Source organism: Neobacillus thermocopriae (genome assembly GCF_010975035.1).
Lineage (GTDB): Bacteria > Bacillota > Bacilli > Bacillales > Cytobacillaceae > Neobacillus > Neobacillus thermocopriae.
In genome coordinates this window covers 38,735-58,698 of sequence record NZ_JAAIUV010000019.1, presented here as the reverse complement: position 1 = coordinate 58,698, position 19,964 = coordinate 38,735, and the positions used below count along the sequence as shown (strand labels likewise).

The window sequence follows — 19,964 nt, the reverse complement described above, 5'->3', positions numbered from 1 at the left end:
TAACCTCCCAGTTTTTACGGCAAAATAATTTGTTTATTTTCCACTGATTCCTTATAAAGTACAATCGTATTACCAATTATTTGCACAATTTCTGCTTCTGTACCTTCCGCAAGCTGCTGTGCCACTACATTTTTATCCTCATCACAGTTTTGCAAGACACTCACTTTTAAAAGCTCTCTCGCCTCAAGGGCATCTTTAATTTGGTTTATCATGTTTTCATTTACTCCGCCTTTACCCACTTGAAAAATCGGATCTAAATGATGAGCTTTAGAACGTAAAAACCTTTTTTGTTTACCTGTTAACATGTATGACCTCCAAGTTGTCTTAATACGTTTTCTCTCATTCGTTTTACATCAGGAAAAATATCTGTCCATATTTCAAACGCAAGCGCTCCTTGATAAACGAACATTTCAATTCCATTTTGAATTTGTGCACCATGTTGTTTCGCCATTTGTAAAAACTTAGTTTCCAAAGGATTGTATATAATATCACAAACCATAGACTCCTTTTTTATCTCATTCACAGAAATCGGCAGTTCAGATGTATTTGGCGACATTCCAATGGATGTTGTTTGAACAATTAGATCATATTCAACCAATTGTTTTCCCGCTTCTTCCAGCGAATAAGCGTTGGAGACTACCGAATATGGACAATCTTTTATTAGACTTAACGCATTATTCGGCGTTCGATTAGCAATATCAAGAGTGACAGGCTTTTCTTTAGCTAAAGTAAAATAAATGGCTCTAGCCGCTCCACCAGCTCCAATCACAAGAACCTTTTTTCCTGTTATTGATGGATAGCAAGCTGTTAATCCTTTGAGAAAACCTGGTCCGTCTGTATTATAGCCAATCAGTTTTCCTCCTTGATTGACTACCGTATTAACGGCTCCTATACTTTTAGCTAAAGGATCTACTTCATCAAGGAAGGGAATAATGGAACTTTTATGTGGCACCGTCACATTAAATCCCCCTACCCCGATGGCTCTTAAGCCTTTAACTGCATCTTCCAGATCTTCAGCGCGAACCTGAAACGGAAGATAATGTGCATCAATTTCATAATATGAAAATAAATCATTATGCATTAATGGGGACATGGAATGTCCAATTGGGTTCCCTAAAACGGCAAATAGCTTTTTCACTTTTTCTCCCCACCCAAGATTCTTTGATTTATATTAATGATTTTCGAATCATTGCTTGGACTCCTTTTGGAACATAGGCAATTAATTTTGCACCTGGTTCATTTACTGTAATCCATCCAAGTCCTGAGAATACAATATCCGTTTTTGCTTCTTTTACAATGAACTCTTGCTTAACAAATCCCGGAAAAGAATCGACATATTCCTTCCTCGGCGGCATCAACATTTCACCGACATGTTTTTTGTAAAGCTCATCTGCATTTTCTGTTTTTGTACGATGAATATGTAACTCATTCGAAAAATAACATACAAAGGATCTTCTAGGGGACGAGCCTCCATTCACATAATCAAACCGAGCCAAACCACCGAAAAACAAAGTTTGTCCTTCATTTAATTGAAAAACCTTTGGCTTAATTTCTTTTTTTGGCGTAATTATCTTTAAATCCTTTTTATCCACAAAATGGGCCATTTGATGATGGTTAATAATACCTGGAGTATCTATTAGAGATTTTTCGTCATCAAGAGGTATTTTAATAATGTCTAGTGTAGTCCCCGGAAAATGAGAAGTAGTAATAATATCTCCTTCTCCAGTCACTTCTTTAATAATTCTATTAATAAAGGACGACTTACCTACATTTGTACAACCTACAACATACACATCTTTTCCGTCTCTAATTTCATCAATAGCTGCAGCCGTTTCTTTAATATTCCATCCTTTTGCTGCACTAACAAGAAAAACTTCCTCCGGCCTTAATCCAAGTTCTCTTGACTGCTGTTTCATCCAGTTGATTAATTTGTTATGTTTTACTGATTTAGGCAATAGATCGACTTTATTACCAACGAGAATTACTTTGTTATGCCCAACAAATCGATGTAGTCCTGGTAGCCAGCTACCGTTAAAATCAAAAATATCGACGATCATAACAATTAAAGCATCTGTTTTTCCAAGTCCATTTAATATTTTTAAGAAATCATCGTCAGTTAAACTAACATCTTGAACTTCATTATAATGCTTTAGTCGAAAGCACCTTTGACAAATGATTGTTTCTTTTTCTAATGCGGAGGATGGGGCATATCCTAGTCCCTCTGGGTTTTCCGTTTGGACCTTTACTCCGCAGCCGATACAAATATGTTGTTGGTCAGTCACTACATTACTCCTCCCATTGTAATAATCCTTTTTTCTTGAACCAATTCATAATTCTTCGTTCTACAAAGCGGTTAAATTTAGTAAAAAACCCATCCGTTTGAGCAACTGGGACTACTAATATGGTATGAAATCCAGAGCGATTTCCTCCTAGTACATCTGTCAATAGCTGATCCCCAATAACTACAGCTTCCTCTTTTTTAATGCCCATTTGGGATAGAGCTTTGTTAAAAGCTCTGCCTAGGGGTTTTCTGGCTTGAAAAATATAAGGTATACCAAGTGGATCAGCAAATGCTTTCACCCTGTCTTCATTATTATTAGAAACAATAGTGACCAGAATTTGATGTTTTTTCATCTCTTCAAACCATTGAATCAGTGTAGGTGTAGCACTAGGACGATCCCATTCAACTAAAGTATTGTCCAAATCTGTAATAATTCCTTTTATTCCTCTAGATTTTAATTGTTCCGGTTTTATATCAAGAATACTTTTTACATGCTCATCCGGTAAAAATTGTTTTAACACTTATTTGACACCTCATTAATGGACTTCTCTTTACTTGTACAATCATAACCAATTTCCATCTATGTTTCAAAAGAAATGTGGATGCATTTTTTTATGAAAAATACTATTATTATTGTTTTCAATTTTCGACAATCCATGAAATTCAAATACATAAGTCTCTGCAATATTTTTATGACTTACTTAGAAAAATCTCCGTTTTCAAAAAATATTTTTCGACAAACATCTACTCTATTGACACTTGTGGATAAAATTATTAACATTATACCCATTGAATCCTGTGCTTTTCCATACTTTGTGAACAACATAACCACAGGTTATCCACTGGAAGATGTGGATATTTAGAACAGTTGTTCTACAGGAATAAATTTGGTAGATTTAGGTTACACCAATTGAACGTAACATTATATGAGTCCTTTATACACCTTAGAACACTTTATTATTATCGGAGGTGGAAATTGACGTGCGCAGACTGTCAGACGAATTATTAATTGAATCTTATTTTAAAGCAAGGGAACTTAACTTAAGTCCTGAATTTATCAGCCTGATTGAATCTGAAATTCGCCGTCGTTCTTTAATCACCAAAATAAAAAAATCATCTTAACCATCTCTCGCCCTATAATAAGGGCTTTTCTTTTTCTTAGTTTAAAAAACGGCGTGAATGCACGCCTCGTTTCCTTTATTTTCGATGAAGAACCCCTATTTTTTCTCCTACCTTGACTTCTCTTGGCACATTCAGACTTTCTGGATTAAAAATATTTCTCTCAAACAACAGAACTACCGTAGAACCAAATGTAAAATAGGCCACTTCTTCACCTTTTTCTAATATCGAACCCTTATGGATAGTTTCGATGGAATTGACAAACATTGCGCCCACCTTTACAATTGCCACATGTCCAAACTCTGTCTCAACCTCGGTAATAACCCGATAATTTTTTGCCAACGTTCTAACACCATATTTTAAGCCCCATTTATTCACAGGGTATGATTTCCTGCCAAGTGTCCACTGTTTTTTAACCGTGCCGGAAACCGGACTATGGATGCGATGATAGTGGCTTGGACTTAAATAAAGAATTAAATAAGATCCATGTAAATATTTTTCCATAACTTGCCGATCACCAAGCATCTCTTCGACCGAATAGGTTTTACCTTTGACAATAATATCGCTATTTTCTCTTATTGTCCCCATGTCTTCAAGAACAGCATCAACAGGACTGACAACCGTGTTATAGGATTTATCAATGGTTCTAACTTCCTTTTTAAGCTTTCTAATAAATAGATCATGAAGGGTCTGAAACTCATGAAGCTCTTTTTCCATCTCTGCTTTGTTTATACGGTAAACTCTTACGAAGGATGGAATAATGAATCGGCTGGCCCTGGATTTGGTAAATCTTTTTAACAAGGCGGATGAATATCTTCCATTCGTTAACTCAATCAATAGTCGGTATAGTATTTGTATCATTGGAACAGTCCTCCCAAATAGTGTAAAAATACTCTTTACGAACAGACATAAAAACACTAAAATTAAATATTATAGTGTAAAATGCTAGAAAAATATATTCCTTTGGCTAAAGAAAAGGAGTGATATAGCAATAATGTTTTTATTAGATGTCTTAGATCAGACTATTAAAAAATTAAAATCTCAAACAGCCAATGTCATTACATTAACGAACTTATCATTAGGTGGATTTGCCATCGTTTTTGGTATCCATGGAAATCTTCGTCTAAGCTTGTTGCTTATTTTTATTGCAGCACTTGCCGACCGATTTGACGGTATGATTGCACGTAAATTTAATATTGAATCAGAACTTGGGAAACAATTGGATTCCATGAGTGATATTATATCATTTGGTGTAGCTCCCGCACTATTACTTTATCAAGGTATTCTGCATGAATTTGGTGGACCGGGTTTATTTTTCACTGTTTTTTATATTGGCTGCGGTGCCTTTAGACTGGCTCGATTTAACATTACAGAAAGTAACGGCTACTTTACTGGTTTACCCATCACTGCCGCAGGATGTTTAGCCACATTAAGCTACTTGGCCATTCCTTATATCCCATCTCATACTTTCTTATTTATTATCATCATACTTTCATTCCTTATGGTCAGTACTTTTAAAATTAGAAAAGTATAAACTTCAAAATTTACTCTTCCAATATGATTCATTTCAAAGTGACTTACTTTTTGTAACAGAAAAGTAAGTCATTTTATTATCCTATTACTTCATATAATTTTATTTGTTCTGGACAGACACAATTTCCCGTTTTATTCATACGAATTAATTATAGGCTAAAGTCCAATTAGAACGGGGTGGATAAGGATGTCTGGAATCTTAACGGCTCTTGGATATTTCATTAAAGAGTTTTTATTTCTTGTTTCATTCGTAAAGAATAATGCTTTCCCCCAACCCCTATCCGCTGCTGATGAACGTAAGTATTTAAAATTAATGGCAGAAGGGGATCCCCATGCACGAAATATGCTCATTGAGCACAATTTACGACTTGTTGCACATATCGTGAAAAAATTTGAAAATACAGGAGAAGATTCAGAAGATTTAATTTCCATCGGGACAATTGGATTAATTAAAGCAATAGAAAGCTATTCTGAGGGGAAAGGAACAAAGTTAGCCACCTATGCGGCAAGATGTATTGAAAACGAAATACTTATGCACCTCCGAGCACTAAAGAAAACAAAAAAAGATGTTTCATTACACGATCCGATAGGCCAGGATAAAGAAGGTAATGAAATTTCCTTAATTGATGTTTTAAAATCTGAATCAGAGGATGTTATCGATACCATACAGCTAAACATGGAACTTGAGAAAATAAAAAAATATATTGAAGTCCTAGACAGCAGGGAAAAAGAAGTTATTATTAGTCGCTTTGGTCTCGATTTACAGAAAGAAAAAACTCAGCGGGAAATCGCAAAAGAACTAGGGATTTCACGTAGCTATGTTTCAAGAATTGAAAAACGTGCATTAATGAAAATGTTTCATGAATTTTACCGAGCGGAAAAAGAAAAAAAGAAGAAAAGTTAAAAGAAAAGCAAAAGCGTCCTGCTTAGCGGCGTATGACCTCCTCCCAAAAGCTATTGATTTCGGTCGTGCGATGTTAATGCTGCCGGAGCCTTCGTTGTGGAGCTCTCCAACTGAGATATAGGAAACACGAAGAGCGATAGCGATTCGATGTTGACTTATCGTAGGGCGGAAATCGTAGGCGTCTCGCCGCTAGGGCGCTGGGACTAGACAATCTCAAAGTCAAATATCTATTTTCTTAACTTACTGGAAAATGGAAGCCCCCCGGCTTAGAGGTGTATAACCTCCTCCCAAAAGCTATCGATTTCGGTCGTGCGATGTTGATGCTGCCGGAGCCTTCCTTTTGGTGTCCTCGAAAAGAGATATTAGAAACATGAAGAGCGAAAGCAAATCGATATTGGATTATCGTAGGGTGTAGAGTGAAGACATTTCGCCGCTAGGGGGCTGGAGTTAAACACTTTTTAAAGCAAAAAAGCATGAATCCAGTACAATTCTGAACTCATGCCTTGGCTACAGCCTAATTTTCCGTGTCTTACATTCAGAGTTCAATTCATTACTTCTTCTCTTTTTTACCGTTATCCAACAGTTGATTCCATGTTTTCCCACCATCAGATGATTCATATAAATCATTTTTATAAGTTGTAAATGCCATTTGATTTTGATTTTTAGGATTAACGGATAAGTAAGTTATTGGATTATCGTAATCAAGGTATGGAATGGATAGAGAGATTTGTTCTTTTGTTATAGGATTCATTTTTTTTAATAAAATTTTTTCATTTTCAACACTTGAATAAAGAAGCGAGTCCCCCGAAAATGTTAATGCTGTAACCATTAAGGGATCTGTAATAAGTTGCATAGTATTCCCGTTATCATTCGAATAATAAATCCCTGTGCGGGTAGCCATTGCCATAATATCCCCGTTGTTTGGCTGTACAGCAATCATCCCCATTGAATCGGCACGAAAATCTTTGAACTCACTTTTTTTCCATGTCTTCCCTCTATCTTTAGAATAGTTCACACCTGCACTTAAGCCTTCTTTTGGCTTTTCACTTATGACATATATTGCCTCACCAGAATAATCTGCAGCCATGAAGGCAAAATTCGTTTCTCCATAGAAGGCCAATTTTTCAAGGGTCTCCCCTTTATTTTCACTTCGAACTAAACCAAGAGGATCTTTAAGGCCTGTCCCTTTTTGTGGATGTCCGCTTGAAATAAAACCATTTTCCAATGCCTGAAATCCCATAAATTTATGAGTATTGACCGTTGTTTCTGTCCATTTTCCTTGCTTATACATTTTCAAACCGTCATTTGTGGCTAAGTATAGGGCATCGTCATTACCAGGATAGCCAAGCCCAAAGATACGGCTTATGTTTAAAGAGTTTGCTTCTTTAATGTCAAACTTCGGTAGAGCCACATTTTTTTCTTGTTCTTTTTGGAGATCCTCACTCTTATAAGAACAACCGGTAGTCGCGGAAATGATTAATATGAAAAACATTAACCAAAAATATTTTAGATCCTTCAATGAATACTTCCTCCTATAAATGCCTTATCCCTCCAACATATACTCTTTTATAGAGAAATTGTCAAATATTTGGCATAATACATACTAAGAAATGTCATTTTGATCAAAATGTCCACTCCTGCCTTAATGTCATAAATGATTATCTAAAAAAACAGAAGAAATAGGCATTAAAAAAAGCATCAATCCACAATAGACTGGATCAATGCTTTTTTATTAGGCTAAAAATATTATGTCAACATTGCATAGGCGCTGCAAAGTGCTTACGCTTTTCTATTTACACTTCAGCACTAATCTCAGCTGAAATAACACATCCAATTGCACCTGTAATAATGAAAGCCATCGCAATCATAAACATGTTCTCCACCCCTTAGATTATCCTGTTTCTAACTACAATTTATCATATAAAAACTGTTATTATCTTTAGGAATTTTGAACATTATGTTAACATTTTGATTCTTTTTTCTTAGATAATAAAGTTATCGATAATAGTAATATTTCATCAGCTAAATCCGACATTCACACCACTAAGTAGTATCCTTCAAATCCCAAATAACTGCTCCCCGTTTTTGTAATAGAAAAATCATTTTTCTATCCCCTTTCTTTGCAAAAATTTGATCATTTCATATAAAACATTACATCATTCGGTACATCGATATTTGGCGATCTTTGTTTTTCTCGTAGATTTGCTCGACCATTTCCTGTCTAACTGCCTCTTCGAGACTAACTTCACGCTTTTTCACAGTGATGGTGAAAAATAAAATATTTAAGGTCATTTATAAACACCTCCTTTTTACAAACATCTTCAATTTATGCAAAACATATCCAATTAGAGAGTAAAAAAGGAATAAAAAAGCCGCAAGAAGTCATCCCCTTGCGGCCATATCAGAAAAACTGACACAAAAAGCCGCAGGGCACCATTCTCCCTGCGGCATGGATATGTAAGCATATAATAAAAATTAAGCAATCCATTCCAATCTGGTCGAATGTGTGTTATTAAAATATAAAGTTTTCATTGCACTTGTATAAATTAATAACATTACCTTCAACCTCCTTAGAATTTTTTACTTACAAAGGTAAGTATATCCACAATGATAAAATTTGTAAACCTTTTTTCAGAATTTTTTAAAGAAATAAAAATCCTGTACCTCTTATGACCTCTTTTTATCTACTTCTTCGAATGTTTTTTTCCTCACAAAATCAAAGAAAATACACATTAAATATTAATAGAGGTAACAGGGACCATATGAAACTTCCATATGTCTCTGTTACCTTTTGGTCATTATTCAAGTGCTTGAGTTAAATCTTCAATTAGGTCTTGAACATCTTCAAGTCCTACTGAAATACGAATAAGTCCGTCGCTGATTCCAAGTTCTGCTCTTCTATCAGCAGGAATAGAAGCATGAGTCATTCTTGCCGGTACGGAAATTAGGCTTTCAACCGCTCCTAAACTTTCAGCCAAAGTAAAATATTTTATTTTACTTAAAACTTGGTCGGCAATTTCTGCACTTCCAACATCAAAAGAGACCATACCGCCAAAGCCTCTTGCCTGTTTTTTGGCAATATCATGGTTCGGGTGTGTTTCCAATCCTGGATAGTATACCTTTTTCACCTTCGGATGCCCTTGGAGGAATTCTACAATCGCCTTCGTATTTGCTTCTGTTTCTTCCATTCGAATTCCGAGTGTCTTTATTCCTCTAATCAGTAACCAGGAATCTTGCGGTCCTAAAACCCCTCCTGTGGAATTTTGGATAAAATGAAGATCTTGAGCAAGTTGGTCGCTATTAACTACAACCAGCCCCGCTACCACATCACTGTGGCCCCCAATATATTTTGTAGCACTATGAAGGACAATATCTGCGCCCAATTCAATTGGATTTTGCCAATATGGAGTTGAAAAAGTGTTATCAACAATTGTTAACAGATTATGTTCTTTTGCCAGTCTGGATGCCGCTTCAATATCCGTCACTTTTAACAATGGGTTTGTTGGAGTTTCCAAGTAAATAGCTTTTGTATTTGGCCTAATTTGACTCTTAATATTTTCAATATTACTTGTATCAACAAATGTTGATTCAATTCCAAAACGATTAAGCACCTTAGTCATTACACGGTATGTACCACCGTATACATCATCCGTCAAAATCACATGGTCACCGCTGTTAAACAACATGATTACGGCAGTAATAGCCGCCATTCCAGAACCAAAGGCGAAACCGGCAGTACCACCCTCAATATCTTTAATCAGCTCCTCCAACGCATGCCTTGTCGGATTCCCTGTTCTTGAATACTCAAATCCTTTATGGCCTCCAACACCCTCCTGCTTATATGTGCTGACCTGATAAATAGGAAAAGACACTGCACCAGTTGCCGGATCTTCACTAATACCACCATGAATCAATTTCGTTTTTCTTCTCATTTATATCCCACCTTCAAAAATCTTTTTGCTTAAGTAACGCTCACTACCATCAGGAAATACCACTACAATATTAGTACCTGGTTTGGCTGTCTTAGCTTCTATTAATGCTGCATAAAATGCGGCCCCTGAAGAACTACCCACCAGCAATCCTTCTTTAGCAGCAAGTTCTTTTACATAAAAGAAAGCATCTTTATCCAAAACAGTATGGATAGCATCAAAATAGGAAGGATCCATAAATGGTGGCAAAAATTCCATTCCAATACCTTCTGTTTTATGCGGGCCTGGCTCTCCACCATTTAAAATGGAACCTTCAGGCTCCACGATGACCGTTTTGATCTCCTTGTTTTGCTCTTTTAAATAGCGGGCTGTCCCCATAAATGTACCACCTGATCCAGCACCGGCCACAAATATATGAAGTTGCCCATCCAACTGTTCCCATAGTTCTGGACCAAGTGTTTTATAATAAGTTTCTGGATTAGCTGGATTAGCAAATTGTTGTGGACAATAGGAACCAGGAATTTCTTGAAGAAGCTCCTTTGCTTTCTCAATGGCACCTTTGATTCCTTTTTCTGTTGGTGTATGGACAATTTTAGCGCCAAGAGCTTTCATAATTTCCTGCTTTTCCATACTAAACTTTTCTGGAATACAGAAAATAACTTGTATTCCTTTATTTATAGCAGCAAGTGCCAAACCTATGCCTGTATTTCCTGCAGTTGGTTCAATAATGGTTCCACCTTTTTTTAATTTACCACTTGCAAATGCTTCATGTAGCAATTGCATACCAAGCCGGTCTTTGACACTTCCACCCGGATTCATAAATTCCAGTTTTGCGAATAAGCGAACGCCTTCAGGTAAAGAAAACTGAGTAATTTCAACTAATGGGGTATGCCCAATTAATTCATGGACGTTTTTATATACCTTCATTTTTTCACTCCTATTAGGCCATTGATTTGCGCTCTAATTAACAAACATATTTAGAGTCAATCCATTATTGATTGTCAGTACTCAATTCTGCAACCATTTTCATGACCAAAGTGGCGGAATTAGTAGCTGCTTTATCAATAAACTGGTCAAATGAAATGTTTGATTCCTTACCAGCGATGTCTGAAAGCGAACGGATAATCACAAAAGGTACTTCAAAACGATGGGCTACCTGAGCAATAGCTGCTGCTTCCATTTCCACTGCTTGCAAATCGTTAAATTTTGTCCGGATATATTCTACCCGTTCAGCATTTTCCATGAAAGAATCGCCTGTAGCAATTAATCCTCTTACGACTTTAAAATTATCCAATTCTTTTGCAGCCTTTTCAGCTACAGTTAATAATTTCTCGTCTGCGAGGAAGGCTGCTGGAAGCTGTGGTACCTGACCATATTCATAACCAAATGCGGTTACATCAACATCGTGGTGGCGGACTTCTGTCGATATAACGGCATCTCCAACATTTAAATCTGGATTTAATCCACCAGCTGATCCTGTATTTATGATGCAATCAGGTTTATATTTTTCAAGCAAAATAGTGGTAGACATGGCTGCATTAACTTTTCCAATTCCTGAACGTAATAAAATGACATCCGTACCATGCATCTTACCAAACGTGAATTCACATCCCGCCACTGTTTCTTGCGTTTTATTTTCAATATGTTCACGTAATAACGTAACTTCTTCTTCCATTGCTCCAATTATAGCAATTTTCATTTTTCCCTCTCTCCTACCATTTACAAAGTCTTAGTTGCTAAACGATTTCTTCCTTTTATTTTCCTCAGTTTCTTCCATCGTATCCGCAACTCTCATTGTACCATCATTTCATTCATACTTTCCAACATCGAGTTACGTGAATGTAACAAAATTTCTATAAGTATACTATGAATTACGAATGAGGACTGTTTCAAAATAAATAGGACGGCGCTCGATAAGAGCACTGTCCTATTTTCATTCGCTATCTTTGAATTTCAGCTATTTCTTCCACTTTCGTCGGCATCCAACCTTCATTGTCTACCCACGTAATATACACTTTATATTTTAACGATTTGTCTTTAGAAGCCACTGTTCCTATTGAAGAATTAGCCGTTGTTCGATCCCTCCCAAGCCAATAAACAGTCATATTGCTTTGATCTAAACCAGTTGCATATGAAATGGCATTTAACATTTCCTGCCAGTCAACAGAAGATTTATCATATACGACTGTATGTTCTCCCGTTTGGGTTGTCCCAACTGGTTTCCATGAAGGGTTAACAATTGTCCTTATAACATTGGAGTTACTGCCTCCTTCAGTAATAACTGCTTGAGATTCATCCGCTTGTTCAGATGCAGAGGCTTCTTCTTCCTGTTCCTCTTCTAGGTTAGCATCTTCCTCCTTAGAGGACTCTTCTACCTTTTCATCTTTCTTTTCCTCTGTTTCCTCTTTCTTTTCTTTATTATTTGTCGCTGTCTTATGCTCGGTTTTTGGAGATGCCTCCTGGGTTGTAGCTTTTTCATCATTGCCAGTAGCAAAAATATTATAGGCTACGATTATGATTAATGTAAGAACAATTACAATCAAACTATTTAAGATTAAATTCGTTTTCCTTCTTTTAGCACGATACAATGAACGTGAGTTCTTCTGAAAATCATTATTCAAAATAAACACTCCTTCCTTCCATCAGGCTGTGAATATTTTAACATGATTTCAAAAGAACTTGAAGGAATTTTCCTTATTAGCCCGGTTTAATCGAGTTCATACAACATTTTAACCATGTCCGCAAATATTAGATTAACCGTGTTTCCTGTTTCTTTTACATCCAAATTCACTACGACTAACGCGTATTTCGGTTTTTCAAAAGGAAAATAGCCAGCAAACCACTTATTATGAAGCTGCTTTCCGTCCTCATATTTTCCCGTTTCAGCGGTACCAGACTTTCCTGCAACTGAATAAGGAAGAGAACTTAAAGCTCTCCCAGTACCATTTGGATTCAAAACAACTTCACGCAATAATTTTTGCAATTTCATAGCTGTATAGGGAGAAATGGATTCCCCTGATAAATTTTTTTCAGGAAATTCAACCATTGTCGTACCATTTTTATATTGAATTTTAGAAACAGCTCTTACCATTTCCTTTTGACCGCCTCTGGCGATGGTTGCCATCATATTTGCTACAGCTAATGGTGTCGCTCTCACCTCATGCTGCCCAATCCCTGACATAGCTACGAAATTAGCATCCTTTCTAGCTTCATCAGATAAAAATACTCGTCCCTTATCCTCATTTGGAAACTGTCTGAAGTCATCGGTATGATAAATTTCTCCCTTCCAGCCGACAGATCCGATCAATGATAGTTTTTCTGCATATTCTTCCAATATAGATGGATCTTTTTTTTGCAATTCTTTTGCTAGCTCCCCAAAAGTTCGGTTACAACTTCTAGCAAAACTTTCGGTAAAATTTAATTTCCCATGGTTATACTTTCGTTCAGGTTTTCCATTAATTTTTTTCGTACAATCAAAAATTCGAGTTGGATCATCCAAATTATGCTCAATGGCTGCAGCTGCGACAACAGTTTTAAAAACAGATCCCATAATCTCCTGTTTTAACATTCTATTAGTAATACCTGATCCTTCATAGGGATTCTTTTTATTGATTTTCGGGCGAGAAACCATGGCCAAGACACTATTATCTTCAATATTAAGAAGGACAAGTCCGCCTTTTTTAATCTTGTATTGATCCACTAACTCCTCCGCCTTCTGTTGAATTGTTTGATCAATGGTAGTTCGAACATTTACTGGATAAAATGGGTTAGCTGGATCGACATATTTTACATTAATCCCAAACAATGGAGCCCCACCTCCATCAACATGATAAACTAGCTTTGTTGGCCCTTCTGGTAAGAGAAATTCATCAAAACTTTCCTCAAGCCCAGATACCCCAACCTGTGTTTTTTCTGGTAATTCTTTTTCCGGGTAGCGTTTTTTAAGCAATGAGGCATTTTCTCCAGTTAAACCAATTAACTGTTCAGCAGGAACACTAGCCCGTTCAAATTTTTTTTCCACTGCAAAAACACCAGGTATTTTTAAAGCATTGATTCTCTCCATTTGTGAAGTGGTTAGTTCAATAGGGTAGGGTTCACCGAAGGCAAATGGCTTTTTCGCATTTTCTACAGCATTTCGAAGAGCTTGGTTCGAAATCCCTGCTATTTCGGCCACCTTTTCTGCGTCCCAATCTATTTTCTTTAAAAATGGGAACAATACAAGCACTCGTAGCTTTTTATGCGTAAGTAGCTCACCGTTACGATCAAGAAAATCCCCTCTGCCGCTATCTATAACTAATTCTTGAGTCCTTTGCTTCACACTTTCTTCAAGTAAATTTACATTATGTTTTGAAAACGATTCAGTGTCCAACAATTGAATTTGAACTAATCGAGCGATTAGGAGCAATAAACAAACCATACATAATATAAGCCAGCCTACGGTTCTTTTTCTCCACATAAAAAACACCTCGTCAAAAGTGTTGACGAGGTGGATGTATTTCAAACGATAATACATAAATTTTAGTTTATTTAATGCTCACAATTCGAACATTCATTTCTCCGCCTGGAGTTTGAACAGTAACTTGATCGCCTACTTTTTTACCTAACAGGCTTTTGGCTATCGGAGAATCATTGGAAATTTTTCCTTCAAACGGATCGGCTTCCGCACTTCCAACAATGGTATACGTTTCTTCCTCTCCATCCGGAAGTTCCACAAATGTAACTGAGGAACCTAGTGTGACCGTATCACCAAGCATTTCTCCTTCATCAATAATCTTCGCATTACGAATCATATTTTCTAAGGTTGTAATTCTACCTTCTACAAAGGCTTGCTCTTCTTTTGCGGAATCATACTCAGAGTTTTCTGATAAATCCCCAAAACTTCTGGCAATCTTAATTCTCTCTACTACCTCTTTCCGTTTAACGGTTTTTAAGTATTCAAGCTCCTGTTCCAATTTTTCTTTTCCAGCTTGTGTCATTGGGAAAACTTTCTCTGTAGACAAAACCCTCACTCCTTCTAGTGTTCACAACCCCCATAGATTGTGTATGAATAATATGTAATAAGTATGCCTAAATGCAAATAAGTAGGAGCGCGTCCTATAAATAGGGCGCGCGCAAACTTTTTCATTATCTTTTGCTATTGTTTCATAAAATTACTTTTTGTTCAAGAATTGTTTGAATTTTAGTGACCATTAAATCAATAGCAACAAAATTTTGTCCGCCTTCCGGAATAATGATGTCCGCGTAGCGCTTGGTTGGTTCAATAAATTGATTATGCATTGGACGTACAACATTAACATATTGATCAATGACAGAATCCAAAGTGCGTCCACGTTCTTGAATATCCCTTTGTAGGCGACGGATAATTCTAATGTCAGCATCCGTATCCACAAATACCTTGATATCCATCAACTCACGAAGACGCTTATCCTCAAGAACCAAAATCCCCTCTACAATTATAACATCCTTCGGTTCCACGTGAATAATTTGATCCGAACGCGTATGGAGAGCATAATCATAAACAGGTTTTTCAATCGGTTCATATCTTAAAAGTTTCTCAATATGTTCAATCAACAAATCATTATCAAAGGCCAACGGATGGTCATAATTCGTTTTTAAACGTTCTTCAAACGGCAAATGACTTTGGTCCTTATAATAAAAATCCTGTTCAATGACTAAAATCGAATGATCTTTAAATCTTTCATAAATCGCTTTTGTTACACTGGTTTTCCCCGACCCGGAACCGCCGGTTACACCAATTACAACCGGTTTGCGCATTAAGTTAGTTCTCCTTTCGCATCATGTTGTTTGGATAAACCGGTTTGTCCAGTTTAAAACGTACAATTTGAAGCGGATGTCTAGCTGCATCCAGTTCATTTCCTTTTTCATCCCAAATTTTATCAATCACATGGGTAAAATTCTGAATTTCTGGTCCAAAGAACTCGACTTCATCTCCCGGTTTAAAATGGTTGCGCTGCTGTAAAGTAACCATTTGTGTTTCTTTATCATAATCCAATACTAGCCCAACAAATTCAAAGCTAGTTTTTTTGCTATGATTACCAAACATTTGCTCTTTATACCCCGGAACACCTTCAAAAAATGCAGGTGCGGTTTCACGGTTGGCACATTTATCAAGCTCTTTTAACCATTCACTCTTAATGACAAAATTATCAGGGTCAGCACAATAAGCATCGATTACTTTGCGATAAACACTAACAACTGTGGCAATATAGTGAATGGATTTCATACGACCTTCAATTTTCAAGCTGTCGATACCCAATTCAATCATTTTAGGAATAGACTGAATCAGATTTAAATCCTTAGGGCTCATTGCAAAAGGTGCGTCACCTTCTGAAAATAGTGGTGTCTCTTGATTATTTCCTTCCAGCTGATAGAGGTCATAATCCCAGCGACAAGACTGGCAGCAACCACCACGGTTAGAATCACGCGCTGTCATATGATTACTTAATGTACAACGTCCAGAATAAGCAATACACATTGCCCCATGAATAAAGGTTTCAATTTCAATATCTACCTTTTCCTTTATTTCTTTAATTTCTTCAGCACTTGTCTCACGCGCTAAAACAACTCGCTCAAGTCCTTCTTCTTTCCAGAATTGGACTGCCTTCCAGTTTGACAGAGACTGCTGCGTACTCAAGTGAACCTCAATTTCCGGAGCAACGCGACGACAAGTTTCAATAATAAGCGGATCCGCTACAATTACTCCATGAACTCCAGCTTCTTTTAACCCAATCAAGTATTCTTCAAGACCGTCAATATTTTCATTATGAGCATAAATATTGGTTGTTACATATATTTTAGCTCCGTATTTTTTTGCAAATTCTACCCCTTCCTTCATTTCCTCCAAGGTAAAATTATCTGCATTGGAGCGAAGTCCATATTCCTGTCCACCAATAAACACGGCATCTGCTCCATAATGAACAGCAATTTTCAGTTTTTCAAGATTGCCTGCAGGTGCAAGGAGTTCCGGCTTTTTCACAATGACACGTTTTCCATCTATAATCTCAGAAATCTTATCTTTAACTGTATTCAAGATTTGAACTCCTCCTTCTATGGAAAATTAATATACAGTTTCTTTGAAGAAGAATCCTGTATCGAGCGGACGGTTTGGCGGCTGAATTTTCTCAATCGCAGCCAATAGCTCGTCCTTTTGATCTTCATAAAGATCTGGGTTTTCATAATATAAATCGATGGCTTTACGGTATAATTTTGTTACTTCCAAAATATATTCAGGACTTTTTAAAATCCCGTCAATTTTAAAAGAATCAACTCCAGCTTCAAGCATATCTTGAAGCTCATCAATAATACAAATATCATTTGGGCTCATAATATGAGTCCCATTTTCATCTTCAAATATCGGATATTTATTATCGCGCTCTTTATCGTGAAGGAACATATTCTTTTGCTCTTTGCCCTTTTCAATCTCCATCACTTTTCCTTGATACTCAAAGTAGTTACCAAGAAGAGAACGCTTTGATTGGAACATACAGCTCATGCCATGTACCTGTACTTCAATCTCCACTTCCGCCTTTTCCTTAATTTCTAATATTGCGTCCATGTTGATTTCACGAGCTAATACTGCTCTTTTCGCGCCTTTTCTACCCCAATAGTTGCAAGTATACCAGTTTGTTCCCGTTGTTTCCGTACTCCAATGAAGCTTCATTTTTGGTTCTGTCTCTCTTACGGCCATAAGAACAGCCGGATCACCAAAAATAATCGCATCTGCTTTGGCATCAGAGACAAATTGTATATAATCGTTCAATTCATCCACTTTATCATTATGAAAAATCGCATTCATGGCTACATATACTTTTTTACCTTTAGAGTGTGCCAGTTCGATCGCCTTTTTAACTTGCTCCCTATTAAACTCACCGGCGAGCCTTAAACCATATCGTTGTTCACCAACTACAAAGGCATCCGCTCCTGCATCTGCTAATGGTACAATATCATCAACCGAAATCGGAGTAACTAGTAATTCCGTTTTTTTCATTTGCTCTCACCTCTTCTTCTACTAATGGCAACCCCATCTCCAACAGGAAGAATAATGGAATCATAATCAGGATGACTCATTAACCAACGGTTAAATTCATCGATCTTTTTAACAAGATTTCGAGTTCTTTTGGATTCTATATTCGTCTCTGCAACAAGTCCTTTAAATAGAACATTATCTGTAATAATCATTCCATCAGGGTTTAAATATTGTGAATAGATCGTAAAGAATTTTTGATATTGACCTTTTGCTGCATCAATAAAAATCGCATCAAATGGGGCATATCTTTGAACAAGATTCTCAACTTCCAGCGCATCTCCTTCGATCAGAGTAATTTGAGAATGATGTCCAGATCGTTGAATAAATTCCTTTGCCAATTGAATCCGTTTTTCATCACGTTCAATCGTAATAATGTGCGCATCTTTTAGAGTATTTGCCATTCTTAAGGCAGAGTATCCAATCGCCGTTCCAACCTCTAGAATTTTTTGGGACCGATGGATTCTAAGTAATTGAAGCATGGTCTCCATTCCAGCAAGTTCCATTATAGGGACATGGTGTTCCTTAGCATATGCTTCCATTTCCATAAACAATGTATTTCGCTCAGGAATGAGCCCCTCTATATAAAAATGCAGCTTTTCATCTAACAAGCTGCCTCACCTCAATCCTTAAAAAGCATTGTTTCCAAAGTACTAGTCTTTAGACATAAAAAATAGCGTTCACAGTAAATGACGCCAAAATAAGCATTGGTTTTCACAAGAAAAGAATTTTAGTAAGTAACCTTTTCTTTGAATCCATTTCGTTTACTTATTCATACTTGAACTATTCTATCATAAAAAAAGAGGGAATGCTAACAATTCCCTCGCTAATATTGTTATTTTTTATTGGTAATATGCTTTGCTTTTTCCTTGTTATGTTCTTCCAATGTTTTAGTGAAAATTACCTTACCATCCGATGTTGCAAGGAAATAATAAAAATCAGATTCTTCCGGATCCACTGCCGCTTCTAGTGATACTCTTCCGGCATTCGCGATTGGTCCAGGGGGTAATCCAGTATGTTTATAAGTATTATAAGGGGAATCCACTTCTAAATCTTTATAGACTACTCTCTCTTTATGCTTCCCTTGAGCATAAAGAACGGTAGGATCTGTTTGCAACATCATCCCCTTTTCAATACGATTATAAAATACACTCGCAATCCTCTTTCGATCTGCTTGTTCTGTAGCTTCCTCTTCGATTAAAGAGGCCATCGTTAATAATTGATGAACAGTTAAGTTTTTTTCTTTTCCCCGCTCAATATAGTCTGATAAGACATGTTGCGATTTATTAAGCATGGCGATTACCATTTCCTCCACTGTTGGGTTTGGTTTATAGAATGGATAAGTGGCAGGAAATAAATAACCTTCAAGCGGATATTTTATTTGAGGATTTAAAATATCACTTGTTAGAAGATCAGGATATTTGTTCATAAGTTTCTTAATAAATTCCTTATCATTCAATTGATTGAAGACTTGAGTTTCATCCTGATTTGTTGCTTTAGCCATGATAGCTGCAATTTCTTTTAATTGTTTTCCTTCTGGAATAGTAATTTTGAAACTAGCCTCCGCAAGTACTTTGCCCGTTTTCAATCGATCAACGATTTCCTGGATATCCATCGAAGGGCTTAATTCATAAATCCCTGCCATAAATCCACTTTCATTTTTAAATTTAACATAATACTTAAAGACCTTCGCATCTTTAATAATACCGTTTTTCTCCAACTTTTCACTAATGCTTGATACTGAAGATCCAATAGGAATTTCCACTTTCTTTTTAACCTTGCTGTCAGGATCTACTGGTTTTAATGCTGATTGTATATAAAGATAGCCACCGCCACCGATTAGGGCAAAAACGAATATCAATATTATAGAAATTATAAGTACAATCTTTCGTACAATTCTTGCTTCATTTTGGTGTTCAAGCATTTTTTGACGAAAAGTGTCATTTTTGTCTCCTGTCATTCCAATCCCCCTATGCCTTGGATTTGGCTGGATATACATATGTAATCATTTCAACACATAGCTAATAAAATGTCAATTTTCCCTTCATTTTGTCAAAAGGTGACAGGTATTGTAAAAATTCAATTCACCGACTACTGCATGTAGACTCGGCGTTCCAATGGAGATAGTGGAAGACATAAAGCCGGAGACAATTC

At 36.6% G+C, this 19,964-nt stretch carries 21 protein-coding genes; 3 read left to right on the top strand and 18 right to left on the bottom strand.

Translation table 11 applies throughout. The annotated features are described in order from the left end of the window. Positions 1–14 precede the first annotated feature (14 nt). Genes yhbY through G4Z05_RS12135 form a run of 4 tightly spaced genes read right to left on the bottom strand, consistent with a single transcriptional unit; the run spans position 15 to position 2,802 of the window. The gene (gene yhbY / locus G4Z05_RS12150) at positions 15–305 is read right to left on the bottom strand and encodes a ribosome assembly RNA-binding protein YhbY (RefSeq protein ID WP_163252131.1); all 291 of its coding nucleotides are present in this window, start codon (positions 303–305) and stop codon (positions 15–17) included. Further along, the gene (aroE, locus tag G4Z05_RS12145; protein WP_163252130.1) at positions 299–1,138 is read right to left on the bottom strand and encodes a shikimate dehydrogenase; all 840 of its coding nucleotides are present in this window, start codon (positions 1,136–1,138) and stop codon (positions 299–301) included. The genes yhbY and aroE overlap by 7 nt, the downstream gene beginning before the upstream one ends. 28 nt (positions 1,139–1,166) lie before the next feature. Beyond that, entirely contained in the window at positions 1,167–2,282 is a 1,116-nt protein-coding gene (yqeH, locus tag G4Z05_RS12140; protein ID WP_163252129.1) for a ribosome biogenesis GTPase YqeH, read from the bottom strand. Between the two features lie 4 nt (positions 2,283–2,286). Continuing rightward, entirely contained in the window at positions 2,287–2,802 is a 516-nt protein-coding gene (locus tag G4Z05_RS12135; protein WP_163252128.1) for a YqeG family HAD IIIA-type phosphatase, read from the bottom strand. A 460-nt stretch (positions 2,803–3,262) separates the two neighbouring features. On the opposite strand from G4Z05_RS12135, the gene sda reads away from it, so the two are divergent. Continuing rightward, positions 3,263–3,403 (top strand): sporulation histidine kinase inhibitor Sda, encoded by a 141-nt coding sequence (gene sda / locus G4Z05_RS12130; RefSeq protein WP_038536326.1) that lies wholly within the window; start codon positions 3,263–3,265, stop codon positions 3,401–3,403. Between the two features lie 75 nt (positions 3,404–3,478). Here the strand turns inward: sda and G4Z05_RS12125 are convergent, their stop codons facing one another. Continuing rightward, positions 3,479–4,261, bottom strand: a complete 783-nt coding sequence (locus G4Z05_RS12125; protein ID WP_163252127.1) for a phosphatidylserine decarboxylase — start codon at positions 4,259–4,261, stop codon at positions 3,479–3,481. A 133-nt stretch (positions 4,262–4,394) separates the two neighbouring features. On the opposite strand from G4Z05_RS12125, the gene pssA reads away from it, so the two are divergent. Both pssA and sigK read left to right on the top strand, forming a co-directional pair. Next, entirely contained in the window at positions 4,395–4,934 is a 540-nt protein-coding gene (gene pssA, locus G4Z05_RS12120; protein WP_163252126.1) for a CDP-diacylglycerol--serine O-phosphatidyltransferase, read from the top strand. Between the two features lie 186 nt (positions 4,935–5,120). After that, positions 5,121–5,837 carry an RNA polymerase sporulation sigma factor SigK gene (sigK, locus tag G4Z05_RS12115; RefSeq protein ID WP_163252125.1) on the top strand — a complete coding sequence of 239 codons (717 nt, stop codon included), beginning with the start codon at positions 5,121–5,123 and terminating at the stop codon, positions 5,835–5,837. 550 nt (positions 5,838–6,387) lie between these two features. Here sigK and G4Z05_RS12110 read toward each other — a convergent pair. The 13 genes from G4Z05_RS12110 to mltG all read right to left on the bottom strand — a co-directional run bounded on the left by G4Z05_RS12110 (position 6,388) and on the right by mltG (position 19,770). Then, a complete protein-coding gene (locus tag G4Z05_RS12110; protein WP_163252124.1) occupies positions 6,388–7,356 on the bottom strand; it encodes a F510_1955 family glycosylhydrolase in 969 nt (322 codons plus the stop codon). 632 nt (positions 7,357–7,988) lie between these two features. Continuing rightward, positions 7,989–8,129, bottom strand: a complete 141-nt coding sequence (locus tag G4Z05_RS12105) for a YrzI family small protein (RefSeq protein WP_163252123.1) — start codon at positions 8,127–8,129, stop codon at positions 7,989–7,991. Positions 8,130–8,635: 506 nt separating this feature from the next. Then, positions 8,636–9,769, bottom strand: a complete 1,134-nt coding sequence (locus tag G4Z05_RS12100; protein ID WP_163252122.1) for a bifunctional cystathionine gamma-lyase/homocysteine desulfhydrase — start codon at positions 9,767–9,769, stop codon at positions 8,636–8,638. Beyond that, on the bottom strand, positions 9,770–10,693 hold the full coding sequence (locus tag G4Z05_RS12095) for a PLP-dependent cysteine synthase family protein (RefSeq protein ID WP_163252121.1): 924 nt from the start codon (positions 10,691–10,693) through the stop codon (positions 9,770–9,772). A gap of 64 nt (positions 10,694–10,757) precedes the next feature. After that, positions 10,758–11,465, bottom strand: a complete 708-nt coding sequence (gene mtnN / locus G4Z05_RS12090; RefSeq protein ID WP_163252120.1) for a 5'-methylthioadenosine/S-adenosylhomocysteine nucleosidase — start codon at positions 11,463–11,465, stop codon at positions 10,758–10,760. 241 nt (positions 11,466–11,706) lie between these two features. Then, positions 11,707–12,387 (bottom strand): YrrS family protein, encoded by a 681-nt coding sequence (locus tag G4Z05_RS12085; protein ID WP_163252119.1) that lies wholly within the window; start codon positions 12,385–12,387, stop codon positions 11,707–11,709. A gap of 86 nt (positions 12,388–12,473) precedes the next feature. Then, entirely contained in the window at positions 12,474–14,222 is a 1,749-nt protein-coding gene (locus G4Z05_RS12080) for a peptidoglycan D,D-transpeptidase FtsI family protein (protein ID WP_163252118.1), read from the bottom strand. Positions 14,223–14,289: 67 nt separating this feature from the next. After that, entirely contained in the window at positions 14,290–14,766 is a 477-nt protein-coding gene (greA, locus tag G4Z05_RS12075; protein ID WP_163252117.1) for a transcription elongation factor GreA, read from the bottom strand. Positions 14,767–14,908: 142 nt separating this feature from the next. Continuing rightward, the gene (gene udk, locus G4Z05_RS12070) at positions 14,909–15,541 is read right to left on the bottom strand and encodes a uridine kinase (RefSeq protein ID WP_038536348.1); all 633 of its coding nucleotides are present in this window, start codon (positions 15,539–15,541) and stop codon (positions 14,909–14,911) included. A 4-nt stretch (positions 15,542–15,545) separates the two neighbouring features. Further along, the gene (locus tag G4Z05_RS12065; RefSeq protein WP_163252116.1) at positions 15,546–16,817 is read right to left on the bottom strand and encodes a peptidase U32 family protein; all 1,272 of its coding nucleotides are present in this window, start codon (positions 16,815–16,817) and stop codon (positions 15,546–15,548) included. A gap of 27 nt (positions 16,818–16,844) precedes the next feature. Continuing rightward, a complete protein-coding gene (locus G4Z05_RS12060) occupies positions 16,845–17,774 on the bottom strand; it encodes a peptidase U32 family protein (RefSeq protein ID WP_163252115.1) in 930 nt (309 codons plus the stop codon). Next, entirely contained in the window at positions 17,771–18,421 is a 651-nt protein-coding gene (locus G4Z05_RS12055) for an O-methyltransferase (RefSeq protein WP_163252114.1), read from the bottom strand. Before G4Z05_RS12055 ends, G4Z05_RS12060 begins: the two co-directional genes overlap by 4 nt. Before the next feature lie 224 nt (positions 18,422–18,645). Then, positions 18,646–19,770, bottom strand: coding sequence for an endolytic transglycosylase MltG (mltG, locus tag G4Z05_RS12050; protein ID WP_163252113.1), 1,125 nt, complete (start codon positions 19,768–19,770; stop codon positions 18,646–18,648). Positions 19,771–19,964: the final 194 nt, after the last annotated feature.

Bases quoted from the DNA above. Each gene is read 5' to 3' on its own strand.
- udk (WP_038536348.1), bottom strand. From the start codon at position 15,541: ATGCGCAAACCGGTTGTAATTGGTGTAACCGGCGGTTCCGGGTCGGGG.
- sigK (WP_163252125.1), top strand. From the start codon at position 5,121: ATGTCTGGAATCTTAACGGCTCTTGGATATTTCATTAAAGAGTTTTTA.
- pssA (WP_163252126.1), top strand. From the start codon at position 4,395: ATGTTTTTATTAGATGTCTTAGATCAGACTATTAAAAAATTAAAATCT.
- yhbY (WP_163252131.1), bottom strand. From the start codon at position 305: ATGTTAACAGGTAAACAAAAAAGGTTTTTACGTTCTAAAGCTCATCAT.
- mltG (WP_163252113.1), bottom strand. From the start codon at position 19,770: ATGACAGGAGACAAAAATGACACTTTTCGTCAAAAAATGCTTGAACAC.
- G4Z05_RS12100 (WP_163252122.1), bottom strand. From the start codon at position 9,769: ATGAGAAGAAAAACGAAATTGATTCATGGTGGTATTAGTGAAGATCCG.
- G4Z05_RS12060 (WP_163252115.1), bottom strand. From the start codon at position 17,774: ATGAAAAAAACGGAATTACTAGTTACTCCGATTTCGGTTGATGATATT.
- G4Z05_RS12080 (WP_163252118.1), bottom strand. From the start codon at position 14,222: ATGTGGAGAAAAAGAACCGTAGGCTGGCTTATATTATGTATGGTTTGT.
- G4Z05_RS12095 (WP_163252121.1), bottom strand. From the start codon at position 10,693: ATGAAGGTATATAAAAACGTCCATGAATTAATTGGGCATACCCCATTA.
- G4Z05_RS12125 (WP_163252127.1), bottom strand. From the start codon at position 4,261: ATGATACAAATACTATACCGACTATTGATTGAGTTAACGAATGGAAGA.
- G4Z05_RS12105 (WP_163252123.1), bottom strand. From the start codon at position 8,129: ATGACCTTAAATATTTTATTTTTCACCATCACTGTGAAAAAGCGTGAA.
- mtnN (WP_163252120.1), bottom strand. From the start codon at position 11,465: ATGAAAATTGCTATAATTGGAGCAATGGAAGAAGAAGTTACGTTATTA.